This window comes from Spectribacter hydrogenoxidans (assembly GCF_031846275.1).
Lineage (GTDB): Bacteria > Pseudomonadota > Gammaproteobacteria > Nevskiales > Salinisphaeraceae > Spectribacter > Spectribacter hydrogenoxidans.
In genome coordinates, this window is the sequence record NZ_JAVRIB010000013.1 from 80797 (window position 1) to 107336 (window position 26540).

Genomic DNA, 26540 nt, shown 5'->3' on the forward strand with positions numbered 1-26540 from the left:
GCACGAAGCGCATTTTCGTACTGGCTTCCCGAACTGCGATGCGCAAGAAGTGCTGCTTGTCTTTCCGCACTTTGCGTTCTTTGCGGTTCATGGTGGTGCCGGGAAGTGCCACTGGAAGCGATCCGCGCTACCGGATCTCGGTGATGAACGTGTCATAGCCGGCCCGGCGCATGGCGATGGCGATGCCCTCGGTGCGGTCGGCCTCTGCCACGGCGATCACCGCGCCGCCTCCGCCGCCGCCGGTGAGCTTGGCCCCCAGGGCGCCGTTCTCGCGCGCAATCTGCACCAGTTCCTCCACCTCCCAGCAGGAAACCTGCAGGGCGTTGAGCAGCCCCTGATCGATATTCATCAGTTCGCCGAGCGTGGCGATATCGCCCTGCGCCAGCGCGTCGACGCCGGCCAGGGCCAGCTGGTCGATCTGGTCGAAGATCGGCTCGTAGCGTTCCGGGTGCGCCTGCCAGGCGGCGCGCACGCGGCCCACGGTCTGGGCGGTGAGGGTGCGTACGCCGGACAGCCCGATGACTACCGGGATCGGCCGGGCCGGATGCACTTCGCGGATGGCGGGGGCGCTGCCCGGCAGCTCGCCCTTGCGGAACAGGATCGGCCGGCCATAGGTGGCCAGGGTATTGTCGATGCCGCTGGGGGTGCCGTGGGCGATCTGCTCGCACTCGTAGGCCAGCTCGTTGACCCGGGCGTCGTCGAGCTCGATGTCGAAAGCCTCGGCCACCCCGCGGATTACCGCTACTGCCAGCGCGGCCGAAGCACCCAGTCCCACCGCCCGCGGCACGTGAGGATAGACCTCCACCCGCATGGGTTCGTCCCGCACGCCCAACCGCTGCAGAATCAGATCCATGGACTTGTGCAGGGCGTTGTCCGTGGCGGTCGGGGGGTGCAGTTCGGTTTCCACCCCCCAGCGCGGGATGAACAGGGTGGTGCCGGATTCCTGGCGCTGTACATCGGCGCGGATGGTCAGCGGGATGGGGGCGGCGATGGCGTGCTTGCCGTAGACCACGGAATGCTCGCCCAGCAGAATGATCTTGGCGTAGCCGGCGCCGGCCTCGACGCTGTCGGCGGTGAACGCGGCGGTGGGCTCGCCCTCGCCGGTGGTGGCGCCGGCCGGTTCGGTCATGCCATCGAGAATCTCGCGTGCCTTCCACACCTTGATGTCGCCGGAGGCGATCAGTTTTTCCACCACGGCGTCGAACTGGCTTTCCTCGGCGCCGGCGGCGATGGCCACGCTGCGGGCGTGCAGGGTCATGTGACCGCGCTGGATGCCGTCGGTGGACAGCGCCCGCAGCGCGGCATAGTTCTGTGCCAGGCCGACGGCGGCCATCACCCCGGCCAGTTCGCGCGCGCTTTCCACCCCCAGCAGCCGATGGGCGATCATCACCGCCTGGTTGGACTGTACCTGACCGCCCACCGTGCCCACCTTCAGCGGCAGGTCCAGCTCGCCCACCAGGTTGCCGGCCTCGTTGGCGTACCACTTGGTCAGTGAAGTGTAGTGGCCGTCGCGGGCTGCATAGGCGTGGGCGGCGGCCTCGATCGCCCGCCAGTCGTTGCCGGTGGCGATGGCCACGGCATCGATGCCGTTCATGATGCCCTTGTTGTGTGTGGCGGCACGGTAGGGGTCGGCGGCGGCGAACTCCGTGGCCAGCGCGATGCCGTCGCGCACCTGCTCGCCGGAGAAGGTGCCGTTGCCGAGCTGTGCCACCGGTACTTCCACCCGGGCCCGCACCATCGCCCGGTCGGTCAGATTGGACAGGATGCGCAGGAACACCTTGCCGTTGGTGATCTTTTCCACCAGCGGCGCCACGCCCTCGCACATGGTGTTGACCAGGTTGGCGCCCATGGCGTCGCGGGTGTCCACGATCAGGTGCACCACCAGCATGTCGCCGCGCGCACCCTGGGCGCTGTGCAGATGCACCTCCACGTCGCGGGCGCCACCACCGCGGCTGACCATTTTCGGATGCAGGCTGTTGGCGAGGTTGAGGATTTCCTCGCTGCGGGCAAGCAGGGCCTGGCGCACGCGGGTGGGGTGGGCCACGTCCATGACCTGGATCTGGCCGATCAGCATGGGTTCGTCGGCATCCACGCGAATGCCGCCGGCGCTGCGCATCACCTTGGCTGCCGATGATACCGCGGCGATGATGGAAGGTTCCTCCACCACCATTGGCACCAGGTAATCCTTGCCGTTGACCAGGAAGTTCAGGCCCAGGCCCATGGGCAGAGAGAATGCGCCGATGACGTTCTCCACCAGGCGGTCCGCCTTGGCGGCGTCCAGCAGGTGCTTGCCGTCCATGAGCATGTGGTATTCGGCCTCGCTGAGGACCTCACGCTCGTAGAGCACCCGCAGCCGGTTGGTCACGGAGAATTTGTAGAACTCGGGGATGCGGGAACGGCTCATCGCTGGGTGCGGTGGATGGGTTTCACCGGGGGCGGCGTCGCGGCCGGTCGGGGACCGGGTAAGCGGTATTTTACCTGACCGTTGCCGACACGTCGGTGACAGCCACCCCGCCGGCCCCGAATGCCAGCGGTGGGCAGGTGTGACCCAGGGCTTCCGCGGCTCGTCTCGCCGCTTCCATAACCGACGGCGAAGCCGCCAGAATCAGCCCCAGATCGCCACCGCCGGCGCCGGTGGTCTTAAACACTGCGCCGGTTTCGGCCACCGCGGCAGCCAGTGCCCGGTGCTGCGCCGTTACGATGTCGGCCCCGGCGGCTACGCCCAGCGTTGCCAGGGCTTCCAGGCTGGCCCGGCAGGCGGTCAGCAAGCCGGGGATATCCGACCGGATCACGGCTGCCCGGCCCTGGTCGGCAAGGTCCGCCAGACGCCTGATTGCCGCCGCATGCCCGGTCGGGTCGGTGGTCGCAAGCCGTCGCACGGCCGCCACCAGCTCGCGGGTGTCGGCGCCGTTGCCGGTCATCACCGGGCGGGCATGCAGTCCGGCCGGCCAGGCTCGTGGCTGCGCGGGCCGACCGGCCGCGAACTCGACAATGCCGCCGTGGGTGGCGGTGGCCACATCGGCTCCGCTGCCTTCGCCGCCCTGGGCCAGCCGGTGGGCGGCGGTAGCGGTGTTGCAGACGGTTGCCGGATCGTCGGGGTGGCCAAGCAGCCGATGCAGCCCGGCGGTCAGGGCTACTGCCACCGCGGCGCTGGCGCCCAGACCCAGCTTGTGGCCGCCCCGGAAGAAGGCGGTGGTATCGATGGTCACCTGCAGGGGCCGCAGCTCGGATTCGGTGGCCACGGTCCGGCGCACCGCGTCGAATACGGTCAGCGCGCGCCGGACGTCGTCGCTGGCTTCGGCCGGGATGGCGCCGTCATCGGCCAGTATCAGCTCGCTCAGGCCCAGTGGTCGGGCGGTCACGCGCCAGCAATCGGCGGGCTCCAGATTGATCCGGCAGCGGGCGTCCATGGCGGCCAGCAGGGCCGGCGCGCCGTGCAGTACGGCGTATTCGCCCAGCAGAAACAGCTTGCCCGGGGCGGTGGCGGTTACGCCCACGGGTCCGCAATCAGGTGGGCGTCCGGTCCGAGGCCGCTGATCCGCACGCCACGCACGCCCGGTATCGCGCTCAATGCCATGGCCAGATCGTCACCGTCCCCGGCATGACACAGGGCCTTGACCTGCGGGCCGGCGTCGATGGTGCCGTAGACAGCCAGCCCCCCGGCCCGCAGATCCGCCAGCGTCTGCCATACGGCCAGCGTGGCCGGCTGCCAGTAGATCAGCCCGGGCCGGGCGCCCAGCATGGTGGCGTGCATCTTCAGGCAGCTGTGTTCGGTCAGTTCGCCGACCCGCTCGAAGTCGCGGGCCTCGATGGCGGTCCGCATGGCGGTGAGGTCGGCCTCGGCGCCCGATACCCAGGCGTCGAAGAACGGGGATGAAGCAGCCGTCCGGGTCATGCCTTCGGTGGAGCCGATCGCCTTGGTGCCGGTGTCGATGATGGCCACCACCACCGCCAGCGGCCACTCGGGCGCGGCCAGCAACGGTACTGCGTGGGCATCGGCCCCGGTCCGGTCGTCACGGCCGCGCTGCATCTCCACGAAGCCGCCGTAAAGCGACCGGGCAGCCGATCCCGAGCCCTGCCGGGCCAGGGCGGACAGTTCGGCCGGCGAGGGGTCGATCCCGGCCGCCCGGCAGGCGGCCAGCGCCAGCGCGGCGAATCCGGAGGCCGAGGAGGCCAGCCCGGCCCCGGTGGGGAAGTTGTTGCGGGAACGCACGTCGGCGCGGGTATCGATTCCGGCCAGGGCACGGACCCGATCCAGAAATGTACTCACGCGGTCCGGATCGCCGCCGCTTTCCAGCGCCACCTGGTCCGTGGCCAGCCCCGGATCGAAGCAGACTCGCGTTTCCGAATGCAGGGCATCCAGCGTCACCGATATGGAGCCGGTGGCCGGCAGATTCAGGGCGCTGTCGCGTTTGCCCCAGTACTTGATCAGCGCGATATTGGCGTGGGCACGGGCGGCGGCTTGCATGGCGGGCAGTGTATCCGAGCTGACCCCTCGCCCGCTGATAACATTTCGTACCCGTTCACCTCAGCAATTGCACCAGACCATGCCCGGTATCAGCGGTTTTTCAGCCTATCTCCCACCCCATCGCGTCAATCTCGCCGACTGGTGTGACTGGACCGGTCAGCCTGCCGGAAAGGTCGCGGGGGTGATTGGCGACAGCTTCCGCATGGCGGGCCCGGAACAGGATGTCTACGCGCTGGCGGCCAGTGCGGCGGTGCGCCTGATCGAGGCCTACGACGTGGATGCATCCGCGGTGGGCATGCTGGTGCTGGGAACCGAGTCGGCCAGCGACAATGCGGCGGGCGCGGTCATTCTCCGCGGGATGCTCGATGACTACCTCGCAAGCCGGGGCCGGGCGCCCCTGGCTGCGGACTGCGAGGTGCCCGAAATCAAGCATGCCTGCCTGGGCGGCATATACGGTCTGAAGCAGGCGCTGCGCTATCTGGCCACCGACGGAGCCGGGCGGCAGGCCATCGTGGTGAGTGCCGATATCGCCGAGTACGCCCGCGGCAGCAGCGGCGAAGCCACCCAGGGTGCCGGGGCCGTGGCCATGTTGCTGGAGGCCGAGCCGCGCCTGCTCTCGGTGGACCTGGGTGCCGCCGGCCGGGCTTCCCGATACCGGGGGGCGGATTTTCGCAAACCCTTCGCCCGGTACCCGGGCCAGCGGACCGATCAGGCGCGGCCGCGTGATTTTCCGGTATTCAACGGCCGCTACTCCACCGCCTGCTATCTCGATACGGTGGCCTCGGCGTTTGATGACATGGCGCCGCGGCCGGACGCGGCGGGCGCCACCGATTGGGATGCCGTGTTCCTGCACCGTCCCTATGCCCGCATGCCGGAAACCGCCTGGGCCATGTTGTGCCTGCGGGCCTGGCTGGCGGACGATCCGCATACGCTCCGGGCGTTCTGCCACGAGGTCGGGGTGGATGCGGTCGCGCTTGCCGCCGAGCTGACGCCCGGTCGGGATATTGGCCCCGCTGGCGATATCCCGCTTGATGCCGAGCGCTACCCGGCCACTACGGCGCTGATACGGGCCTGGCGGCGGCGCGAGGATTACCGCGACGTCGTACTTGGCCGCCTCGGGCCGGGTCAGGCCGCGATGCGTGCCTGCGGCAACCTCTACACGGGGTCCTTGCCGGCCTGGCTGGCGGCGGGGCTGTCGGAAGCGGCGGAACAGGCCGAACCGGGGCCACGCTGGCTTGCCATTGGCTACGGCAGCGGCGACGCCGCCGAGGTATTGCCGCTGACGCTGGTGCCGGGTTGGCGTGCTGTGGCCGGGCGCATCGGTTTCCGCGCGGCACTGGACGGTGCGGTCGATCTCGACCAGGCCGGTTACGAGGCGCTCCATGAGGGCCGCATGGTCAACCCCGCAGCGGGCAATGGAGCATTCGTCATCGACCACATCGGTGATCGTGATGAGCCCGGGCACGTTGACGCCGGCATTCCCCGCTACGCCTGGGCCTAGGCCCGATCAGTGCAGCAGGTAGTCCAGTTCCTCGAACGGATCGTCCGGGCCATCCAGGTCCAGGCTGACCTGGTCGTCGTCCTCGGGCTCGGTATCCAGGGCCCCGGTAATGTCATCGGGCGGCCCGGCATCCTCGGCTTCCAGCTGCGGCCAGCTCTCGTAGTCGATTTCCTCGACCGTGCCGTCCTCGTACTGGATCTCTACCGCGCGGCTGGCCTCGTCCATGGCCACCACCTCGAAGCGGGAGCTTGTCCAGGGGCTGAGGTACCAGTCGCCGATTTCGATCTCGTATAGCCGACGGGGCATCGTGCACCTCCTCGCCTTGAGTGGCGTTGCCTGTGCCCGATGCCTACCTATACGCCGCTTGGCCGCGCTTGCAAACCCCGCCTGCGCGGGGGCTGCCGGAAACGCCTGATCCGGCGGCAAGTTGTGCCCGGCTCAGGGGCAGGGGTTGGGATGACGGGTGTGGATGGCCTCGATCTGCGCGCACACCTCATCGGACAGCTGTATCTCGGCGCTGTCGATGTCGGCCTTGAGCTGATCCATGCTGGTGGCGCCGATGATGGTGCTGGTGAGAAAACTGCGCGAGTTGCACCAGGCCAGCGCCATCTGCGCCGGGTCCAGCCCGTGTTCATGGGCCAGCGCCACGTATTCGGCGGTGGCCGCCGCGGCTGCCGGATTGGAATAGCGCGAAAACCGCTCGAACAGGGTCAGCCTGGCGCCATCCGGGCGGGCGCCGTCGAGGTACTTGCCGGACAGCACGCCGAACGCCAGCGGCGAGTAGGCCAGCAGCCGCACGTCCTCGCGCTCGGCGCATTCGGCCAGACCGATCTCGAAGGTGCGGTTGAGCAGGGAATAGGGGTTCTGCACCGACACCACCCGCGGCAGCCCGGTGCGGTCCGCGATCTCCACGTAGCGCATCAGGCCCCAGGGGGTTTCGTTGGAAATGCCCACGTGCCGGATCTTGCCCTCGTCCACCATGCGGCCCAGCTCACCCAGGGTGTCCTCGATGGCGACCTCGTCGGGCAGCGGCTTGTGGACGTAGCCTAGTCGGCCGAAGGTGTTGGTGCGCCGGTCCGGCCAGTGCACCTGATACAGATCGAGATAGTCCGTCTGCAGGTGCTTGAGGCTGGCTTCCAGTGCGCGGCGGACCTGCGCCGGGGTCAGCGTGGTGTTGTTGCCGTCGCGCAGCCAGCTCATCTCGCTGCGGCCAGTGACCTTGCTGGCCAGGACCACGTCATCACGCCTGCCGCGTCGGGCCAGCCAGGTGCCGATGTACTGCTCGGTGCGGCCGGCGGTGTCGGCCTTCGGCGGCACCGGATACATCTCGGCCGCGTCAATGAAGTTGATGCCGCGTTCCAGCGCGTAATCAAGCTGTTCGTGGGCGTCGGCCTCGGTGTTCTGCTCGCCCCAGGTCATGGTGCCCAGGCAGATCAGGCTGACGTCGAGATCGGTGCGGCCGAGGCGGCGCATTTCCATGAGACAACTCCTACTGGCGCGTGAAATCGGCGCCTACAGTGGCGTCAGCGGCGGCGATAGGCAAGGTCCACCACGGCGTGACCGCGCCGCAGGCCCCGCTGCTCGAAGCGGGTGGCCGGGCGGGGCGGCTGGCTGACGCAGCCGTTGTCGTCGCCGATGTTCTCGAGCCCCGGATGCAAGTCGAGCACCTCGCGCATCCACTCGGCGTAGTTGGCCCAGTCGGTGGCCAGCCGCCAAACGCCGCCCGGCTTGAGAATGCGGTGAACGCGATCGGCGAAGGCGGTCTGCACCAGCCGCCGCTTGTGGTGGCGCTTCTTCGGCCAGGGGTCGGGGAAGTAGAGCAGTACGGTGTCCAGCGATGCCGTGGGGATGGCGTGATCGATGACCCCGACGGCGTCGGCGCAGATTGCCCGCAGATTGGCCATCTGGCCCTGCGCGGCCTCGCCCAGCAGCCGGCCCACGCCGCTGCGATAGACCTCGATGCCGATGAAGTCCTCGTCCGGATGGGCCGCCGCCAGCGTCGCCAGGACCTCGCCGGCGCCGAAGCCGATTTCCAGGGTGCGGGGCGCGTCGCGACCGAAGATGACCGGCCAGTCGAAGGCGCCGTCGGCGGGGTCGAGGCCGAAGCGGGGCCACAGGTCCTCGAGGTTGCGTTGCTGGCCCGGAGTGAGACGGCCCTCACGCTTGACGAAGCTGCGGATGCGGCGATCCGGCGTGGCCGGATCGTCGTTGCGGGTTTCGGGTTTCAAGTTTCGTGTATCAGATGCGCGCCGGTGTGTCAGGCATCCAGCAGCCCGTCCGAAGGCGATGACGCCGAGGCGTTGCGCCGCCGCGGCATGCGCCCGGCCTTGAGCGCCTGGCGGCCGCCGATGATGGCGTGGCGCATGGCGCTGGCCATGAGCACTGGATCTCTGGCTTCGGCGATGGCGGTATTCATCAGCACGCCGTCGCAGCCCAGTTCCATGGCGATGGCCGCGTCCGAGGCGGTACCCACGCCGGCATCCACCAGAATGGGCACGTTCGCGTTCTCCACGATGGTCAGGATGTTGTAGCGGTTCTGGATGCCCAGCCCGGAGCCGATCGGTGCGGCCAGCGGCATCACCGCCACGCAGCCCATTTCCTCCAGCCGGCGGCAGGCGATGGGATCATCGATGCAGTAGACCATCACGTCGAAGCCATCCGCGATCAGGGTTTCGGCGGCGTCGAAGGTGGCGGCCATGTCCGGGTACAGCGTGGTGGGATCGCCCAGCACTTCCAGTTTCACCAGCTTGTGGCCATCGAGCAGTTCGCGCGCCAGGCGGCAGGTGCGCACTGCGTCCTCGGCGGTGAAACAGCCGGCGGTGTTGGGCAGCAGGGTGTAGCGGTCCGGCGAGATCACGTCCAGCAGGTTGGGTTCGTCCGGATTCTGGCCGATGTTGGTGCGCCGGATTGCCACCGTGACGATCTCGGCGCCCGAGGCGGCGATGGCCTCGCCGGTCTGGGCCAGATCGCGATACTTGCCGGTGCCCACCAGCAGCCGCGACTGATAGGCGCGGCCGGCGATCATCAGCGGATCGTCACCGATATTGTGTTGCAGGGCGGGTTCGGACATGTCGGTTACCTGAATCGTTGGCTGCCGTGGCTGCGGCGCGGATCGCTTGACCGGCTGGCTAGCCACCACCAATAGCGTGAACGATCTCGATCCGGTCACCGTCATGCAACGCATGACCGGCGCGGGCGGCCCGGGTGACGATATCGCCGTTGACCTCCACCGCCAGGCGGCGGCCGTCCAGCCCCAGATCGGCGATCAGCCGGTCCAGATCCGCGTCGTCCTCCACGGTCCTGGGTTCGCCATTGAGCTGAATCTGCATCGGGTTGCGCGGCATCGGCAGCGAGTGGCCGCGTAGAATAACGCTTCAACAGTGCCGGCGTGAACATGCCCCGGCTTGCGGACAGTCCGGCCACGCGGCAGGCTTGCCCGTAGGTGTGGCTCGCACCGGTTCAGTCGCTTGTTCCAGGGAAACGGACTCTCATGAAGCGTGTGATCAAGATTGTGCTTATCGTGATCGGCGTGCTGGTCGCGCTGATCGTGGCGGCGGCCATTGCGCTGCCTCTGCTGATCGACCCCAACGACTATCGCGATCAGATCGGCGCGGCGGTCGAGGAAAAGACCGGCCGCGAGTTCACCATGAGCGGGGATATCTCGCTGTCGGTGTTCCCTTGGCTGGGCGTGGAGATCGGCGAATCGCGGCTGGCCAATGCGGAAGGCTTCGGTGACGAGCCGTTCGCGGAAATCGGTACGGCCGAAGTCAGTGTGCGGCTGCTGCCGCTGCTGAGCAAGCGCATCGAAGTGGGCACGGTCGGCCTCAACGGCCTGCGTCTGCGGCTGGCCCGCAACGCCGACGGCACCACCAACTGGGATGATCTGGTCGAGGCCTTCGCCAGCGAGGAGACCGAGGAAGAACCGGCACCCGAGCCGGAACCTGAGGAAGAGGGCGGGTTCGCCATCGATTCGCTGGAAGTCGGCGCGGTGGAAGTGTCCGACGCGGCCGTGACGTTCCGCGACGGGGACAAGACCTACCAACTGGCGGACGTGAGTCTTGCCACCGGCACGGTGGTTCTGGGTGAATCGTTCCCGGTCGATCTGGGCTTTCGCTTCATCTCCGACGAACTGGGTATCGACAGCCGCACCAGCCTGTCCGCGGACGTGCTGCCGGACGTGGAAAACCAGTTCTACCGGTTGAGCGGCCTGGCGGTGGATGTCGAGGCCGAAGGCAACGCGGTGCCGGGCGGCAAGCAGACGCTGTCCCTGACTGGCAACGGCGAAGCCGATCTGTCGACGGGTCGTCTGAAGGTCACCGACCTGGCGCTGGAAGGCGCCGGCCTGAACGTGGCCGCCAATGTGGATGGCAGCAACATCATGGGCAAGCCCGCCTTCACCGGGCAGCTGACGGTGCAGTCGTTCAACCCGCGCACCGTGATGAAGAATCTGGGCATGGCCCCGCCCGCTACCAGTGACGACAGCGTGCTGACCAGCGCCGGCCTGGATACCCGGTTCGAGGCCGACCTGAACAGCGCCAGGCTCGATCAACTGCTGATCGAGATTGACGACAGCAGCCTCAAGGGCGATGCCAGCGTGGCCGATTTCGCCAATCCGGACATCGGCTTCCAGCTGGCGCTGGACAGGATGAATGTGGACCGCTATCTGCCACCCGGTGCCGAGGGCGACACCGAGCAGGCGGCCGAGCCCGAGGAGCCGGCCGAGGCAGTCAGCACCCGGATCGAACTCGATCCGCTCAAGAATCTGCGGCTGGACGGCAAGGTCACGGCCGGTGATCTGACCGTATCCAATCTCAAGATCCAGGACGCAGAACTGGCGGTGACTGCGCGCGACGGAGTGCTGGACATCCAGCCGCTGGGCGCTAACCTCTACAACGGTACGCTGCGCATGCAGAGCACCGTCAACGCTGCCAGCGAGCAGCCCAGCTATGCCATCAAGGGCAAGCTCAACGGCCTGCAGCTGGGGCCGCTGGTCAAGGACCTGATCGGCAACGAAAAGATCGCGGCGCTGGCCAATCTGGATATCGATCTCACCACCACCGGCAACACGGTCGAACAGATCAAGCGATCGCTGGATGGCTCGGTATCGTTCGAGTTCCGCGACGGCCAGTTCGCCGGGTTCGACCTGTCCCGCATCCTGACCATGGCCCGCAACAAGATTCTCGGCGGGGATAGCAGCGCGACATCCGCGGACGGCACCACGGCGTTTTCCCGGTTCGCAGCCTCGTTCTCGGTCACCGATGGCCTGCTCAAGGGCGGTGACCTGAACCTGAACACCCCGGTGGCCAAGCTGGGCGGAGACGGCAGTTTCAACCTGGTCACCAACGACCTCGACTACACCGTCAACGCCAATGTCTCGGAGGATGTCGACAACAAGGTGCTCAAGGAAATCGCCGGCTTCGACATTCCCATCAAGTTGACTGGCAACCTGTTCTCGCCCAGTTACTCCATCGACGTGAAGAACGCGCTCAAGGGCGTGGCGCGCCAGAAGCTCGATCAGGAGAAGGCCGAACTCAAGCAGAAGGTGGACGAGGAGAAGGCCGAACTGCGCGAGAAGGTGAACAAGGAAGTCGAAGAAGAAAAGAAGAAGCTCGGTGACAAGCTGCAGAATGAACTACGCGAAGGCCTGGGTGGCCTGTTAGGCGGCGGCAAGAAGAAGGCCGAGGAGCCAGCGGCCGAGGAGAAAACCGAGGAACCGGCGGCGCAGCCCGCCGACGAGCAACCGGCCGAGGACGCCGAGGCCGAGCAGCCAGAGGCCGAAACCGCCCAGTGACGCGGGCGCCACGCGCCGGAGCGGGCGGGGGCGGACAATCGCCCCCGCCCACCGAGTTTGCCCGCCGTCTGCTGGCCTGGTTCGAGCACCACGGCCGCCACGACCTGCCCTGGCAGAACCCCCGCAGCGGTTATCGCGTGTGGGTATCCGAAATCATGCTGCAGCAGACCCAGGTCGCAACCGTCGTCCCGTACTTCCGGGCGTTCATGGCGCGTTTTCCCACCGTGGCGGATCTGGCCGCGGCTGACAGCGATGCCGTCATGCAGCACTGGGCCGGACTGGGGTACTACGCCCGCGCTCGCAACCTGCATGCTGCCGCCCGGCAGGTCGTGGCCGAACACGGCGGCGAACTTCCCGCCGATCCGGCCGCCCTGCAAGCGCTGCCCGGTATCGGGCGCTCCACCGCCGGGGCCATCGCCGCCCAGGCCTTCGGCCGCCGCGCCGCCATGCTGGACGGCAACGCCAAGCGGGTGCTGGCGCGGCTGCACGCCGAACGCGGCGCCCCGGGCGAATCGGCCTGGGAAAAGCGGCTGTGGGCCCACGCCGAACACCACACTCCCCATGATCGCCTGGCCGACTATACCCAGGCCATCATGGACCTCGGCGCCACCGTCTGCGGGCGTGGCCAGCCGGCCTGCGATCGCTGCCCGGTGACGGATCTTTGCGCCGCCCGGTCCGCAGGCATCGAAGCCGAGATCCCCGCCCCGCGCAAGCGCCGCAAGCGGCCGGTACGCCGGACCCGCATGCTGGTTCTGCGCCGCGAGGATGACCGGTTGCTGCTGCATCGCCGTCCGCCCGCCGGCATCTGGGGCGGTCTGTGGGCGCTGCCGGAACTGCCCGAGGATGCCGAACCCGCCGATTACTGTCGCCGGCAACTGGGTGTCGAGCCCTTGTCCGCTGGCGAGGAACTGACCGAAGTGCAACACGGTTTCACCCACTTCGAACTGCGCATCCGGCCACTGGCCCTGCGAGTGCGCGACGGCGCCGGTATCATGGACGACGACCAGCAACTGGCTTGGCATCCGCGCACGCGCCCACCGGCGCTGCCCGCGCCTCTGGCCAGACTCATTCGCCAACTCCCGGGAGACGACCCCACATGAGCCGCACCGTGCAATGCGTCAAGCTCGGCCAGGAAGCCGAGGGCCTGCCCCGCCCGCCGCTGCCCGGCGATATCGGTCAGCGTATCTACGACAACGTCTCCGCCCAGGCCTGGCAGCAGTGGCTGACCGAGCAGACTCGCCTGATCAACGAATACGGCCTGCACCTCGCGGACCCCAAGGCGCGCGAATTCCTCACCGAGCAGATGGAAGAATACTTCTTCGGCAGTGGGGAAACCGCCGAGACCCACTGGGTGCCGCCGGAAGAGGGGGGCGGCAACAGCGAATAGCGGCCCGTCTGCTTGACGGGGCAGAGCCCGATCGGTTTAATACCGCGCTCCGAACGGCGATGGTCATCGCCGGATACCCTGGCCGGGTAGCTCAGTTGGTAGAGCATGCGACTGAAAATCGCAGTGTCGGTGGTTCGATTCCGCCCCCGGCCACCATTTTTCCACTGCAAGTTTTGCGACCTTAGAGGCCTTCGGTGCTGAACCAAGACCTCTCACACCACCGACACTACATGTCGGAGGTTGTGCGGCCCGTCCATGGGCCGCATCCTCGCTACGCGAGGACCCGCCCTCGGGGGTCCCGATTTGTTCCTGACAAATCGGTCGATTCTGCCCCTGGCCACCATCTTTTCCGCTTCACCCTTAGGGGCCTGAGGGCTCTTCGGCGCCGATTCATGACTTCTCATCACCGGCACGACGAGTTGCAGATCGCGGCCAGCTAACCAACCAGAACGATATTGCTCTCGGCTCCTTTCCGCCGCAGCGCATGCAGTTCCTGTAGGTCCGGGTCGTCGATCCAGGCGAGTGCGGACTCGCGATCCGGGAAGCTGAGCACGCCGGCGATGTCGGGCGCCGGGCGCTCGCCTTCGAGGACGGTGGGTTGCGGGGCAGCGGCTTCCACCTTGCCGCCGTGGCGGGCGAGGGCTTCGGCGGCCTTTTCGCGGTAGGCGGCCAGGGCGTCGGCGTCGGTGACGTTGAGTTGCAGCAGGGCGTAGACCATGAGGGCTCCGGGGTTGTACCGCCTGGATGGCGGCGGTGCATGGGATCCCGGATGCTGACACAGCGGCCGAGGATTGAACCTACCCGGTCAGGCTGGTCGCGATGCCTCGGTGGCCATGGCCCGGGCAGCGCTACTCGGTCGGTCCGCGCGGCTTGGGCTTCTTCGCCTTCTTGGCCTTCTTCGGCTTGCCGGCCGCGGCCTTGGGCTTGCGCCTGGGCTTGTCGGAGGGCTGCAGGGCGGGGCTGTCGGCGCGGGAGATGGCCAGCTGCCGGTTGGCGACCCATACGGTCTTGAGATGGCGGAAGATCTCGCGCGGCATGCCGGGGGGCAATTCCACCAGGCTGTGGTCGTCGCGGATGTCGATGCGGCCGATGTGCTGGGCCTCCACGCCGGCCTCGCTGGCGATGGCACCGACGATGTTGCGGGGTTCCACGCCGTGCTCGCGGCCCACTTCGATGCGGAAGACCTCCACGCCTTCGGCTACCGGGCGGGGCTTGCCGTCCTTGCGGGCTTTGGGTTTGGGACCTGCGGCCGGCGATGGGGGACGCTCGTCACGCGGCCGGTCGACCTTGCCGGGCTTGATGAACAGCGGTTCGCTGCCCTGGGCCATGCGGGCCAGGGCAGCGGCCACGTCGATCGGATCGGCGTTTTCGCTGGCGAGGTAGTCCTCGATCAGGGCGCGGTAGTTGTCCAGTCCGCCGCCGGCCAGGGAGTCGGTGATGCGGGTGGCGAAACGCTGCTTGCGCTGTTCGTTGACTTCCTCGACGCCGGGCAGGTCCATCGCTTCGATGGGTTGTCGCGTGGCGCGTTCGATGGCCTTGAACAGGTGCTTTTCCCGCGGGGTGACGAACAGGATGGCGTCGCCCATGCGTCCGGCCCGGCCGGTGCGGCCGATGCGGTGGACGTAGGCTTCGGTATCGTGCGGGATGTCGAAGTTGATCACGTGGCTGATGCGGTCCACGTCCAGACCGCGGGCGGCCACGTCGGTGGCCACGATGATGTCCAGCTGCTTGTTCTTGAGCCGTGCCACCGTGCGTTCGCGCTGGGCCTGGGCGATATCGCCGTTCAGCGCGGCGCAGGCATGGCCGCGGGCGGCCAGGCGTTCGGCCAGGTCGTCAGTGGCCTTCTTGGTGCGGGCGAACACCAGCATGGCGTCGAAGGGTTCGGCGTCCAGCAGCCGGGTCAGGGCCTCCAGTTTGCTGGCCCCCACCGCGATCCAGTAGCGCTGCCGGATGTTGGTGGCGGTGCTGGTCTTGGACGCGATGGTGATTTCCTGCGCGTCCTTCAGATGCGTGCGGGCGATGCGCCGGATGGCCGGCGGCATGGTGGCGGAGAACAGGGCCACCTGACGCTGCGGCGGGGTCTTGCCCAGAATCCATTCGACGTCGTCGATGAAACCCATACGCAGCATTTCGTCGGCTTCGTCGAGCACCGCCCAGCTGAGCTGGTCCAGCTTGAGGGTGCCGCGCTTGATGTGGTCCACCACCCGGCCCGGTGTGCCCACTACCACGTCCACGCCGCGTTTCAGGGCCGCCAGCTGCGGCTGGTAGCTCTGGCCGCCGTAGATCGGCAGCACGTGGAAATCGGGAATCGCGGATGCATAGCGCTGAAACGCCTCGGCCACCTGGATGGCCAGCTCACGTGTCGGCGCCAGTACCAGCGCGCCCGGTGCCCGGCCGCCGGCCGGCAGGCGCGACAGGATGGGCAGCGCGAAGGCGGCGGTCTTGCCGGTGCCGGTCTGGGCCTGGCCCAGGATGTCCTGGCCGGCCAGCAGCGGCGGGATGGTCGCGGCCTGGATCGGCGTGGGGGTCTCGTAGCCGACCGAATCCAGCGCGCGCATCACGGCGTCGGACAGGCCAAGGTCCCGGAAGGCGACCGGGGTATCGGGATTGTTCGGGGGCGAAGTCATGACGGGCCTGTAGCGGCGGGGCGCGCGATCGGCGCCCGGAGAATGGCCGCGACGAAAGGCGGCCTGCGGTGCATAGTTTAATACGAAGCCGGTATCGGCGGGGCGGAAGAATGGCTGAGCGTTCTGCGCCGACGATGAATCCGGCTCAATCCGCCAGTGGCACCTTCACGCTGACCGCACCCCGCAGATCGCCGGCCGCATAACCAACAGCGCGGTCGTGGGGATACTGCTCGTCCAGCATGGCGCGGATGTCCGGAGCGATTTCGTCGCGCGGGCCGTGGCAGGTCGTGCACACGGGTTGGGTGCCCAGTGCGCGCAGATGGCGGTAGTAGCGGCCGCCGGGTTCGCGCACCGTCTCGTTGCGCGTCATGCTTTCCAGCGTTTCGCCGTCGGCCTGACGCTGGCGGAATTCGGCCAGCCCCGCCTGCTCCCAGGCGTCCGGGGTGCCGAACAGCGGGTTGCGCACCCGGGTACCCACGCGGGTGACCCGCCAGCCCCGGTCCAGCGCGAGATCGAGGTAAATGCCCGGCGCCACGTCGCGGCACACGCCCACGGCGGCGGCCGGGCCGTCTTCCTTCATCGCGGTAGTCAGCGCCGTCTTGAACTCCTCGAGCATCGTGGCGACGACCTGTTCGACTTCGCGTTCGAGCGCGTTGTTATCGTCGGCACGGGCGACGGTGCAGATGATCATCAGCACGGCGGACAGCAGGATTCGCATGGCGGGCCGGCCTCGCTTACGGACAGGGGTACGAGTATGCGGGTGCGGAGGCCGGGTCGGCCAGCGCATCCGGGTCGCGCCCGGTGTTTTCCACCGGTAGGGTAGCCGGGAAGGCCGAGGGATCATGAGATCGGCAGCCGGTACGGCCTGCTGCGTGGCGCCAAGGGGGAATCATGGACAGGCAGACGCCGGGCCGCTGTCTTGTCGCGGGGCTGCTGGTATTGCTGGTGCTGGTCGGGGGCGCGGCGCATGCCGCCAACGGCTATTTCCTGCACGGCTACAGCGCGCAGCAGCGGGCGCTGGCCGGTGCCGGGACCGCCGGCGCGGACGATGCGTTCGCCGGGTCCATCAATCCCGCGCTGCTCGCGGACATCGACGACCGGCTGGATCTGGACCTGAGCCTGTTAGTGCCCATCGGCACGCTCAACGTCGTCAACGAGCCGGACCTGGAGCCTGTCACCGGGGCCGGGTTGTTCCAGATGAATCCGACGGACCAGGCGGGGCGCCGTTTCGGCGGCAACGAGGGGGCGAACAAGTATTTCCCGATTCCCGGCGTCGCCTTTGCCCGCCGCATCGACGAGCACTCCGCCTGGGGCGTGGCCATTTACGGCAACGGCGGCCTGAATCCGAAATTCACCCGCGGGAGCGGCGGCTTCGCCCAGGGCGATGCCACCAATCTGCTGCCGGTGGCCGAACGCTGCGAGGGCATCTTCGGTGGCGGCGGCAACATCGGCCAGCCCGGCGTGCTGGGGCTGTGCGGCAACGGTTCCTCCACCACGCTGGTCAACCTGACCCAGCTATTCGTGGCCACCACCTACGCCCGACGGTTCGGTCGGCTGCGGGTCGGCGTCGCGCCGCTGTTCATGGTGCAGCGGTTCGACGCCTCCGGGCTGGGGGCCTTCGCGCGGTTTTCCCAGAATCCCGACCGCGTCACCGAGAACGGCAAGGACTATTCGTTCGGCCTCGGCGTGCGGGTGGGCATGGCCTACGAGCCCACGGCCTGGCTGCGGCTCGGGGCGTCGTACCAGACGCGCACGCATGCCACCGAATTCGATAAATACCGCGGCCTGTTCGCCCGCGATGGCGCGTTCGACGTGCCCTCCAGTTTCAACGTCGGCATCGCGCTGACACCGGCACCGCGCCATCGCCTGCTGATCGACTACCAGCGCATCAACTTCAGCAACGTCGCCGCCCTGGGCAACCGGCTGCGGCCGAACCGGTTCGTCAACGGCTGCGTGCGGCCGGTGCTGCTGGGCGGGCCGGTGGATTTCGATACCTGTCTGGGCGGCGACAATGCGCCGGGCTTCGGCTGGCGCGACGTGACCATCTACAAGTTCGGTTACGAATACCGGCGCGGTAACGTGACCTGGCGTCTCGGCTTCAGTAACAACACGCAGCCGGTACGCAACTCCGACATCCTGCTGAGTACGTTGGCATTTGCCGTCAACGAATACCACTACACCGCCGGCCTGAGCTGGCGCTTCAGCCGGTCCTGGGGCCTGGATGTGGCGCTGGCCTATTCCCCGGTCAAACGGCTGGTGGGCAAGAACCCGTTGAGCCATATCGAGGGCGGCGTGGCGTCGATTGTCGCCGGCGGCGAGAATTTCGGGATCGACCCGCGGGATCAGGATATCCAGGGCGAGTTCTATTTCCTGGAAGCCACCATCGGGCTGAACTGGCATTTCCGGTAACCGGCCTGCCGGCCGTTTCGTTGTAGGATTCGCTGACCCAAGCGAGCCCGAGTCACGACCCATGAAATACCCCGGCACTGTTGCCGTCGTCCTGCTTGCCACCGGATGCGCGGCGGCGCCCTCGTCGAATGCGCCTGCCCAGGCTCCGGCCGAGTCCGCTGCCCAATCAGCGACGCCCGATTCCGCCGCCGCAGAGCCGGTGCGCGAGTCGTTCGAGGATTGGCTGGTCGGCTTCCGCGGCGAGGCACGGGATCGCGGCATCGCGGCGCAAACGCTGACCACCGCGCTGGACGGTGCCGAATTCCTGCCGCGGGTGATCGAGCTGGACCGGTCCCAGCCGGAGTTCACCCGGCAGATCTGGGACTACCTGGATACCGCGGTGTCGGATACCCGGGTGGAAACCGGGCGCGTCCGGCTGGCCGAGCATCGTGACGCCATCGATGCGGCGGCCGATCGCTACGGTATCCGGCCGGAAATCCTGGTGGCGATCTGGGGGCTGGAAAGCAATTACGGCAGCAACTTCGGTGACACCCGCACGGTGGACGCCCTGGCCACGCTGGCCTATGACGGTCGCCGCCGTGATTTCGCCCGCAAGCAGCTGTTCGCGGCGCTGGAGATCCTGGACAGCGGTGACATCAGCGCCGACCGGATGCGTGGCTCCTGGGCTGGGGCTATGGGTCACACCCAGTTCATCCCCACCAGTTTCCAGGCCTATGCGGTGGACGGCGACGGCGACGGCCGGCGCGACATCTGGGGCAGCATCCCCGACGTGATGGCTTCCACCGCCCACTATCTGGACGAGGCCGGATGGGATACCGGCGATCCATGGGGGCTGGAAGTGCGTCTGCCGGAAAGCTTCGACTACGCCAGCGCCGACGGACGCACCCGGCAGTCCGCCTCGGACTGGGCCGCCGATGGCGTGCGTCCGGCGTCCGGCGGGTCGTTGCCGCAGCTGGATGATGCCGCCATCATCACGCCGGCTGGCGCCCGTGGCCCGGCATTTCTGGTGGGGCCCAATTTCCGCAGCATCCTGCGCTACAACAATGCCACTAGCTACGCGCTGGCCGTGGGCCGGCTGGCCGATCGCATTGCCGGTGCCGGCCCGCTGGTCGCCGAATGGCCGCGCGGGCTGGCGGCAATGTCGCGTGATCAGATCGAGGAAATGCAGGGTCTGCTCAACGATGCCGGCTTCGATGCCGGCACGCCCGACGGGGTCATGGGCCCGAACACCCGCGGCGCGCTGAGGGCATTCCAGCAGTCGATCGGTCAGATTCCGGACGGCTTCCCCACGTTCGCATTACTGGAGCGTTTGCGGCAGAGTCAATCACCGGGTTCGAACGCCGGACAGTAGTCATGCGACTGGAAGCGTCTTGCCATTGCGGGGCAGTGTCGTTCGTCTGCAACTCGGTGGCGCCGCGGCCGTTCATGCATTGCTATTGCAGCATCTGCCGCAAGACAGCGGGCGGTGGCGGGTTCGCCATCAACCTGCATGCCGACGCCGAGTCCCTGCACGTCACCGGCGGGGAACACATCACCGTCTACCGCGCCTACACCGATTTCCCGGCGCGGCACGAGCGCAGCCCCGGCGAGCGGCGCTTCTGCCGACAGTGCGGTAGTTGCCTGTGGGTGTGGGACCCGCGCTGGCCCGAGCTGATCCACCCGTTCGCCTCGGCGGTGGACACGCCGCTGCCGACGGCGCCCGAACGCGACCACATCATGCTGGATCATGCGCCGGATTGGGTGCCGGTACCGGAATCGGGCGGCGATCGTCACTTCGGCGCCTATCCAGACCAGTCGCTGGTGGACTGGCATGCCAGCCGTGGGCTGCTGGAAGGCAGCGGCGGGGCCGGCAGCGCAAGCTGAGCGGAACGCATCGGCGGGCCACCTCAGGCTCGGCCCAGGGCCCTGAGGTAGTCGTTCAGGTTACCCTGATTCAGATACGCCTCGAACGGGTCGCTGTCGGCGTCGCGGTGCCAGCTGTATTCGGTCATCACCGCCACCTGCTCGGCGCGCTCCGTGCCGAATAGCCGTGCGATCACGGCCAGGGCCATGTCGATGCCGGCGGACACCCCGGATGAGGTGAACACCCGGCGGTCCTCCACCCAGCGGGCGGATTCGCGCCACTCGACGTCATCGCTCTGGCTGCGCGCCAGGTCGAAGAACAGCTTGTTGGAGGTGGCTGCGCTGCCCGCGATCACGCCGGAGGCCGCCAGTACGGCCGAGCCGGTACAAACCGAGGTCAGCAGTTCCGCGGCCGGCGCTCGCTCGCGCAGAAAGGCGAGCATGGCGGGATTGCCCTGTTCAGTGTTCGTGCCGATACCGCCGGGTACCAGAATGATGTCCAGGGGTGGCGCCGAGTCGAAGTCTTCTTCTGCCAGCAGCGACGGGCCCTGAACCGATTTTACCGGCCCCCTGGACTCGGCGATGGTCACGATGCGCAGGTCGTTGCCGAGGTTGCCGAACATCTCCAGCGGGCCGCAGGCGTCCAGCAGTTCGAAGTCGTTGAATAGAATCGCACCCAGGGTTCTTGTTTCAGCCATTGTCGACCTCCGTTGTTGGTGATGGGGGATCTGGCCAGTCGTGGCGCCCGCCTGACGTGCGTGTCTGGCCGGTTTTTCGTGGCCGCCTTGAGCCGGAATGTGCCGCTAATGAGCCGAAGCTTGCCAGTATCCATCATGCAGCGCCTCGAATATTTTTGTGACGTGCCGCACAATAATGATGACTTTATTTTATGCAATACGGTACATAAATGACGGCACGGGGACGGCCGCGACAGTATGATGCTGACAAGGCGCTGGAGGCCGCCATGCGGCTGTTCTGGTCACAGGGCTTGACCGGAACGTCACTGGATGAACTGGCCGCCGCCACGGGGATGAACCGGCCCAGCCTGTACAACGCCTTCGGCAACAAGCAGGCAATTTACCGGCGGGCCCTTCAACGCTTTGTCGACCGCATGGGCGAGGCCCCGGTCAGCCGCCTTGACCGCCGGGCTGACATCGCCGCTGCCCTGCTGGATTTCTACTACGCGGCGCTCGACATCTATTTCGATGCGCCGCAGCCGAATGGCTGTTTCGTGTTCTGTACGGCTGCGCCCGAAGCGGTGTCGCACCCGGAAATCCGCGCAGACCTGCGGGCCGTTATCCGGCAGGTTGATGGCATCCTGGAAGGCCGCCTTCACCGCGCCGAGGCGGAAGGCCAGCTGGCCGCCGGCACCAGCCCGCGTACCCTGGCCGCCATGAGCCAGGCACTGCTCCACAGTCTGGCCATCCGGGCTCGTGCCGGCGAATCCCGGCGCGGGCTCCGGCGCTTTGCTCGCGAGTCGGTCGCTGCCCTGTTCGGCAGGGCCGGGGCTTGATGGATTACGACGTGATCATCCTCGGTGGCGGGGCCGCAGGATTGATGTGCGCCATCGAGGCCGGCAAGCGGGGTCGCCGGGTGCTGGTCCTGGAGGGCAGCAACCGGGTGGGCAAGAAGATCCTGATGTCCGGCGGCGGGCGCTGCAATTTCACCAATCTGGATGTGACGCCGGAGAACTTCCTCTCCGCCAACCCGCATTTCTGCAAGTCGGCCCTGGCCCGCTACACCCAGTGGGATTTCATCGCGCTGGTCGAAGGTCACGGCATCGCCTGGCACGAGAAGGAGCTGGGCCAGCTGTTCTGCGACGAGTCGTCCAAACAGATCGTTTCGATGCTGCTTGCCGAGTGCGAGGCGGCCGGGGTGCGCATTGAAGTGCGCGCGGGGGTGGATGTAGTTACGCCGCTGGAGACGGGCGGGTTCCGTGTGGCGACGGCGTTGGGGGATGTCAACGCCGAATCGCTGGTGGTGGCCACCGGCGGCCTGTCGATTCCGAAGATGGGGGCCAGCGGTTTCGGCTATGAACTGGCCCGGCAGTTCGGCCATCGCGTGCAGCCCACCCGGGCTGGGCTGGTGCCGCTGACCTTCGAGTCGCCGGAACGCGAACGTTATGCCGTGCTGGCCGGCGTGGCGGTGCCCGCCGCGACCGAGGCCGGCGGTCATCGCTTCGATGCCGGTTTGCTGTTCACCCACCGCGGTATCAGCGGGCCGGCGATCCTGCAGGTGTCCTCCTACTGGCAGCCGGGCGAGCCGCTGGCCGTCGACCTGTTGCCCGACCGCGATGCCGAGGGCTGGCTGACCGAGCGCCTTGCCGCCCGTCCGGACGCAACGCTGCGCGGCGTGCTGTCCGAGGTGTTGCCGAAACGGTTGGCACAGACGCTGGCGGCTCAGGACCTGCCCGACCGGCCGCTGCGCCAGTGGCGGCCGGCGGACATCGCCGCCACCGCACGGCGGCTGCACCAATGGCCGTTCGCCGCCAGCGGCACCGAGGGCTATCGCACCGCGGAGGTCACGCTCGGCGGGGTGGATGTGGACGAGGTGTCGTCCAGCCGGTTCGAGTCGCTACGCGTTCCCGGGCTGTTCTTCATCGGCGAGGTACTGGACGTGACTGGCCACCTGGGCGGCTACAACTTCCAGTGGGCCTGGGCGTCCGGCCATGCGGCGGGGCAGGTCGTGTAGGCCTGCTAGAGTCGCGTCATGAATGCGACCGCCCGCCAGCGCCCGGCCTGGATTCTGCCGGTGATCGTCCTGTCGCAGTTCGCGGCCACCTCGTTGTGGTTTGCCGCCAACGCGGTGCTGCCCGATCTGCAGACCGTGTTCGACCTGCCGGCCAACGCGGTGGGGCTGGTGACCTCCGCGGTGCAGTTCGGCTTCGTCGCCGGCACGCTGATATTCGCGCTCCTGACGTTGTCCGACCGCTTTCGGCCGTCCACGGTGTTCCTGGTCTGCGCGCTGCTCGGGGCTGCCTGCAACGCCGGGGTGTTCGTGGTGCCGGACGGGTTGTGGCCGCTGCTGGTGCTGCGTTTTGCCACCGGTTTCTTCCTGGCCGGCATCTATCCCGTAGGCATGAAGATCGCCGCCTCCTGGTATGCCGAGGGGCTTGGCGGGGCGCTAGGCTACCTGGTGGGGGCGCTGGTGCTGGGCACGGCGTTTCCGCATCTGATTGAGGCGCTGGGTGGCGATCTGCCCTGGCGCGGCGTGATGGCAGCGGTCTCGGGGCTGGCGGTGGCCGGCGGTCTGGCGGTGTATCTTTTCGTGCCGGCCGGTCCGCACCTGCCGGGGCCATCGCCGTTCGATCCGCGCGCCATTCCGCAGGCCTTCGCCGACCGCAACCTGCGTTCCGCGGCCTTCGGCTATTTCGGTCACATGTGGGAACTGTACCCGGTGCTGGCCTTCTTCCCGGTACTGCTGGTGCTGCATATCGAGGGCGGCGGGGCATCCGGTGTCGGCGTGTCGTTGTGGTCGTTCTTTGCCATCGCGGCCGGCGCTGTCGGCTGCATGGGCGGGGGGATGCTGTCGCGGCGGCTGGGCAGCGCCCGGGTGGCGTTCGTTCAGCTGGCCTGTTCGGGCGTGGCCTGCGTGGTCTCGCCCTGGCTGCTGCACGCGCCGACGCCGGTGTTCCTGGCCTTCCTGCTGTTCTGGGGAATGACGGTGTCCGGCGACTCGCCGCAGTTCTCCACCCTGGTGGCCGGTAGTGCACCGCGGCGTTCGGTGGGCACCGCTCTGACCTTTGTCAATTCCATGGGCTTTGCCATCACCATCGTCAGCCTGCAGCTGGTGGAACTGCTGCGCCATGTGGTGCACCCGGACTACATGATGTGGGTGCTGGTGCCGGGGCCGGTGATCGGCCTGCTGGCGATGCGGCGGTTGCTTCAGCCGCCGTTGAGCACATAACCGGCGACCAGCCCGCCGCCGACGATACTCGCGGCCAGCAGGATCAACCGGCCGTCACGCACGGACAGGGCCAGGGCGAGCAGGGCGATGGCCGCGGCCGGGACGGCGGCGGCGAAGGGCACCAGTTCCAGCGGCACCATGCACAGCGCCAGCAGCAGACAGGCCACCGCGATCAGGCGGGGGGCCGGCGGCCGCGTCAGCCACGGCAGGCTGGGATAGAGCAGGCGGTCGATACGCCGGGTCACCGGCACGACCTTGTCGTAAGCTAGGTCGAATTTCTTGCGTTCGATGGTGATGCTCCGCAGGCGGCGCGGCAGCCAGGGATGGCGCCGGCCCAGGGCCAGCTGCCCGGCCAGCAGTACGATGACCAGCGCCATCAGGGTGGGCACACCCGGAATCACGCCGATGGGCGGCATCACGAACAGCGCGGGGGCCAGCAGGAGGGGACCGAAGCCGCGGTCCTCGATCGCCTCGATCATTTCCTGCACGGTGAAATGATCGCCGTCGAAATTCTCCCGCATGCGGGAGAGCAGGCCGGTGAGATCGTCGCGGTGGCTCATGTGCGTGCCCCTGTGATCCTGGTCCGGCGCGGTCGTCCCCCGGCGAATATGGTGCAACGAATGCGTTGCCGGTGCCAGCCACCTCAGCCGGCGCGTTGCTCCAGTTCTTCCCAGCGGGCCAGGGCGGATTCCAGGTCGCGCTCGGCGGCGGCCAGCTTTTCGCCGGCGGCGCGGATTTCCGCCGGGTCACCGTCGTAGTAGTCGGGGCGGGCGAACAGGGTCTGCAGCTCGTCGATGCGCTGTTCCAGTTTCTCGATGCGCGCGGGCAGGTCGCGCAGCTCCTTGCGTTCCGGGCTGGACAGCGCCGGTTTCGGCGCCGCGGGCCGGGCCGGGGCCGCCGGCTTGCGTGCCGGCGCGCGGGTGGTTGCCGGCGCCGGACGCTGGCGCAGCCAGTCGCTGTAGCCGCCGACGTACTCGCCGACGTGGCCATCGCCCTCGAATACCAGGGTGCTGGTGACGACGTTGTCGAGAAACGCCCGGTCATGGGAGACCAGCAGCAGGGTGCCGGTGAACTGCACCAGCAGTTCCTCGAGCAGTTCCAGGGTTTCGATATCCAGGTCGTTGGTGGGCTCGTCCATCACCAGCAGATTGGCCGAGCGGGTGAACAGCTTGGCCAGCAGCGCGCGGTTGCGCTCGCCGCCGGACAGCACCCGCACCGGCGAGCGGGCGCGATCCGGCGCGAACAGGAAATCCTGCAGATAGCTCATCACGTGCTTGCGCTGGCCGTTGACGGTGATCTCGTTGCGGCCCTGGCCGATGTTCTCGGCCACCGTGGCGTTGTCGTCCAGCGCGGCCCGGTGCTGGTCGAAATGCGCGATCTCGAGATTGGTGCCGGGCGTCACCGTGCCGGCCTGCGGGGCGAGTTCGCCGAGCAGCAGGCGGATCAGGGTGGTCTTGCCGCTGCCGTTGGGGCCGACGATGCCGACCTTGTCGCCGCGCTGGATCAGGGTGGAGAAGTCGCGGATGATCGGCTTGCCCTCGTGGGCGAACGCCAGATCCTCCGCCAGCAGCACCCGCTTGCCGGCGCGGCTGGGGTCCTGCATGGCGATCTTTGCGTTGCCGGTGCGTTCCCGGCGCTCCTTGCGTTCCTCGCGCATTGCCTTGAGCGCGCGCACGCGGCCTTCGTTGCGGGTGCGCCGGGCCTTGATGCCCTGGCGGATCCAGACCTCTTCCTGTGCCAGGCGCTTGTCGAACAGCGCATTGGCCCTGGCCTCGTCTTCCAGGGCCTTGGCCTTGCCCGCCAGATACTTGTCGTAGTCGCCCGGCCACGAGGTCAGCCGGCCGCGGTCGAGCTCCACGATGCGGGTGGCCAGCCGCCGCAGAAAGGCGCGGTCATGGGTGATGAACAGCAGCGCGCCGGGCCAGTCCAGCAGCATCTGCTCGAGCTGATCGATGGCCTCGATATCCAGATGGTTGGTGGGCTCGTCGAGCAGCAGCAACTCGGGATCGCGCACCAGCGCCCGGGCCAGCAGCACGCGGCGCTTGGCGCCGCCGGACAGGGTGGCGAAATCCACCTCCCCGGTTAGCCGCAGGCGCGTGAGGGTGGCTTCGACCCGCTGGTCCATGGTCCAGGCATCGGCGGCGTCGAGATTCGACTGGGCCTCGCCGAGCGCGTCGCCCACGTCCTCGCCCTGGCCCATGCGGTGGATCAGTTCGTGATACCGGCCCAGCAGGCGGCCGACGTCGCCCAGCCCGCCGGCCACCACCTCGAATACGCTACCGCCGACACCGGCGGGTACTTCCTGCTCCAGCCGCGCGATGCGCAGGTCGCTGCGGGCCTCGATCTGGCCGTCGTCGGCCTGGATCTCGCCGTCGATGATGCGCATCAGGGTGGACTTGCCGGAGCCGTTGCGGCCCACGAAGGCCACCCGTTCACCGGCGGCGATCTGGAATTCCACCCCGTCGAGCAGGGCATTGGTGCCGTAGCGCAACTGGATGTCGCGAAGGTTGATCAGCATGAGCGGGGCATGGCGTGGCCGGCCGGTGCGCGGCCGCAAGAGGTGAGTCCGGCGCGCAGGATACGCCAGTGCCGGGCCCCGGGGCATACAA

Annotated in this window: 24 protein-coding genes and 1 tRNA gene; 11 read left to right on the top strand and 14 right to left on the bottom strand. The window is 68.0% G+C overall.

Features of this window, described 5'->3' with window-relative positions; translation table 11 throughout:
• Positions 1–127 precede the first annotated feature (127 nt).
• The 3 genes from RM532_RS12570 to mvaD form a co-directional block, all read right to left on the bottom strand.
• Positions 128–2404 carry a hydroxymethylglutaryl-CoA reductase, degradative gene (locus RM532_RS12570; protein ID WP_311653683.1) on the bottom strand — a complete coding sequence of 759 codons (2277 nt, stop codon included), beginning with the start codon at positions 2402–2404 and terminating at the stop codon, positions 128–130.
• A gap of 70 nt (positions 2405–2474) precedes the next feature.
• Entirely contained in the window at positions 2475–3497 is a 1023-nt protein-coding gene (locus RM532_RS12575; RefSeq protein WP_311653684.1) for a mevalonate kinase family protein, read from the bottom strand.
• Positions 3488–4468 carry a diphosphomevalonate decarboxylase gene (mvaD, locus tag RM532_RS12580; protein WP_311653685.1) on the bottom strand — a complete coding sequence of 327 codons (981 nt, stop codon included), beginning with the start codon at positions 4466–4468 and terminating at the stop codon, positions 3488–3490. Before mvaD ends, RM532_RS12575 begins: the two co-directional genes overlap by 10 nt.
• 79 nt (positions 4469–4547) lie before the next feature.
• Here mvaD and RM532_RS12585 point away from each other — a divergent pair, with 79 nt between their 5' ends.
• Complete coding sequence (locus RM532_RS12585) at positions 4548–5969, top strand: hydroxymethylglutaryl-CoA synthase (protein ID WP_311653686.1); 1422 nt, start codon at positions 4548–4550, stop codon at positions 5967–5969.
• Positions 5970–5975: 6 nt separating this feature from the next.
• Here RM532_RS12585 and RM532_RS12590 read toward each other — a convergent pair whose 3' ends face one another.
• The 5 genes from RM532_RS12590 to thiS form a co-directional block, all read right to left on the bottom strand.
• Positions 5976–6275 carry a DUF6763 family protein gene (locus RM532_RS12590; RefSeq protein WP_311653687.1) on the bottom strand — a complete coding sequence of 100 codons (300 nt, stop codon included), beginning with the start codon at positions 6273–6275 and terminating at the stop codon, positions 5976–5978.
• A 132-nt stretch (positions 6276–6407) separates the two neighbouring features.
• Entirely contained in the window at positions 6408–7448 is a 1041-nt protein-coding gene (locus RM532_RS12595; RefSeq protein ID WP_311653688.1) for an NADP(H)-dependent aldo-keto reductase, read from the bottom strand.
• A 44-nt stretch (positions 7449–7492) separates the two neighbouring features.
• Entirely contained in the window at positions 7493–8197 is a 705-nt protein-coding gene (trmB, locus tag RM532_RS12600) for a tRNA (guanosine(46)-N7)-methyltransferase TrmB (RefSeq protein WP_311653689.1), read from the bottom strand.
• Positions 8198–8226: 29 nt separating this feature from the next.
• A complete protein-coding gene (locus RM532_RS12605) occupies positions 8227–8994 on the bottom strand; it encodes a thiazole synthase (protein ID WP_423246901.1) in 768 nt (255 codons plus the stop codon).
• A 103-nt stretch (positions 8995–9097) separates the two neighbouring features.
• Positions 9098–9298 (bottom strand): sulfur carrier protein ThiS, encoded by a 201-nt coding sequence (thiS, locus tag RM532_RS12610; protein ID WP_311653691.1) that lies wholly within the window; start codon positions 9296–9298, stop codon positions 9098–9100.
• A gap of 161 nt (positions 9299–9459) precedes the next feature.
• Here thiS and RM532_RS12615 point away from each other — a divergent pair, with 161 nt between their 5' ends.
• The 4 genes from RM532_RS12615 to RM532_RS12630 all read left to right on the top strand — a co-directional run bounded on the left by RM532_RS12615 (position 9460) and on the right by RM532_RS12630 (position 13303).
• The gene (locus RM532_RS12615) at positions 9460–11760 is read left to right on the top strand and encodes an AsmA family protein (protein WP_311653692.1); all 2301 of its coding nucleotides are present in this window, start codon (positions 9460–9462) and stop codon (positions 11758–11760) included.
• Complete coding sequence (gene mutY, locus RM532_RS12620; protein WP_311653693.1) at positions 11757–12860, top strand: A/G-specific adenine glycosylase; 1104 nt, start codon at positions 11757–11759, stop codon at positions 12858–12860. The genes RM532_RS12615 and mutY overlap by 4 nt, the downstream gene beginning before the upstream one ends.
• Positions 12857–13147, top strand: coding sequence for an oxidative damage protection protein (locus RM532_RS12625; protein ID WP_311653694.1), 291 nt, complete (start codon positions 12857–12859; stop codon positions 13145–13147). Before mutY ends, RM532_RS12625 begins: the two co-directional genes overlap by 4 nt.
• Positions 13148–13227: 80 nt before the next feature.
• Positions 13228–13303 (top strand) — tRNA-Phe (locus RM532_RS12630).
• Positions 13304–13583: 280 nt separating this feature from the next.
• Here the strand turns inward: RM532_RS12630 and RM532_RS12635 are convergent.
• The 3 genes from RM532_RS12635 to RM532_RS12645 all read right to left on the bottom strand — a co-directional run bounded on the left by RM532_RS12635 (position 13584) and on the right by RM532_RS12645 (position 16492).
• A complete protein-coding gene (locus tag RM532_RS12635; RefSeq protein WP_311653695.1) occupies positions 13584–13865 on the bottom strand; it encodes a DUF1330 domain-containing protein in 282 nt (93 codons plus the stop codon).
• A gap of 130 nt (positions 13866–13995) precedes the next feature.
• Complete coding sequence (locus RM532_RS12640; RefSeq protein WP_311653696.1) at positions 13996–15774, bottom strand: DEAD/DEAH box helicase; 1779 nt, start codon at positions 15772–15774, stop codon at positions 13996–13998.
• A gap of 145 nt (positions 15775–15919) precedes the next feature.
• Positions 15920–16492 carry a Tll0287-like domain-containing protein gene (locus RM532_RS12645; protein ID WP_311653697.1) on the bottom strand — a complete coding sequence of 191 codons (573 nt, stop codon included), beginning with the start codon at positions 16490–16492 and terminating at the stop codon, positions 15920–15922.
• A 173-nt stretch (positions 16493–16665) separates the two neighbouring features.
• Here RM532_RS12645 and RM532_RS12650 point away from each other — a divergent pair, with 173 nt between their 5' ends.
• From RM532_RS12650 to RM532_RS12660, 3 genes are all read left to right on the top strand, one after another.
• The gene (locus RM532_RS12650) at positions 16666–18183 is read left to right on the top strand and encodes an OmpP1/FadL family transporter (RefSeq protein ID WP_311653698.1); all 1518 of its coding nucleotides are present in this window, start codon (positions 16666–16668) and stop codon (positions 18181–18183) included.
• A 199-nt stretch (positions 18184–18382) separates the two neighbouring features.
• A complete protein-coding gene (locus tag RM532_RS12655; protein WP_311653699.1) occupies positions 18383–19534 on the top strand; it encodes a lytic murein transglycosylase in 1152 nt (383 codons plus the stop codon).
• Between the two features lie 2 nt (positions 19535–19536).
• The gene (locus RM532_RS12660) at positions 19537–20046 is read left to right on the top strand and encodes a GFA family protein (RefSeq protein WP_311653700.1); all 510 of its coding nucleotides are present in this window, start codon (positions 19537–19539) and stop codon (positions 20044–20046) included.
• 23 nt (positions 20047–20069) lie between these two features.
• Here the strand turns inward: RM532_RS12660 and RM532_RS12665 are convergent, their stop codons facing one another.
• On the bottom strand, positions 20070–20723 hold the full coding sequence (locus RM532_RS12665) for a DJ-1/PfpI family protein (protein ID WP_311653701.1): 654 nt from the start codon (positions 20721–20723) through the stop codon (positions 20070–20072).
• A 209-nt stretch (positions 20724–20932) separates the two neighbouring features.
• Here RM532_RS12665 and RM532_RS12670 point away from each other — a divergent pair, with 209 nt between their 5' ends.
• Genes RM532_RS12670 through RM532_RS12680 form a run of 3 tightly spaced genes read left to right on the top strand, consistent with a single transcriptional unit; the run spans position 20933 to position 23931 of the window.
• On the top strand, positions 20933–21538 hold the full coding sequence (locus tag RM532_RS12670) for a TetR/AcrR family transcriptional regulator (RefSeq protein WP_311653702.1): 606 nt from the start codon (positions 20933–20935) through the stop codon (positions 21536–21538).
• A complete protein-coding gene (locus RM532_RS12675; protein WP_311653703.1) occupies positions 21538–22716 on the top strand; it encodes a BaiN/RdsA family NAD(P)/FAD-dependent oxidoreductase in 1179 nt (392 codons plus the stop codon). The genes RM532_RS12670 and RM532_RS12675 overlap by 1 nt, the downstream gene beginning before the upstream one ends.
• A gap of 18 nt (positions 22717–22734) precedes the next feature.
• A complete protein-coding gene (locus RM532_RS12680) occupies positions 22735–23931 on the top strand; it encodes an MFS transporter (protein ID WP_311653704.1) in 1197 nt (398 codons plus the stop codon).
• Here RM532_RS12680 and RM532_RS12685 read toward each other — a convergent pair.
• Complete coding sequence (locus RM532_RS12685; RefSeq protein WP_311653705.1) at positions 23910–24491, bottom strand: exopolysaccharide biosynthesis protein; 582 nt, start codon at positions 24489–24491, stop codon at positions 23910–23912. The genes RM532_RS12680 and RM532_RS12685 overlap by 22 nt on opposite strands.
• Before the next feature lie 83 nt (positions 24492–24574).
• On the bottom strand, positions 24575–26449 hold the full coding sequence (locus tag RM532_RS12690) for an ATP-binding cassette domain-containing protein (protein WP_311653706.1): 1875 nt from the start codon (positions 26447–26449) through the stop codon (positions 24575–24577).
• Positions 26450–26540 lie beyond the last annotated feature (91 nt).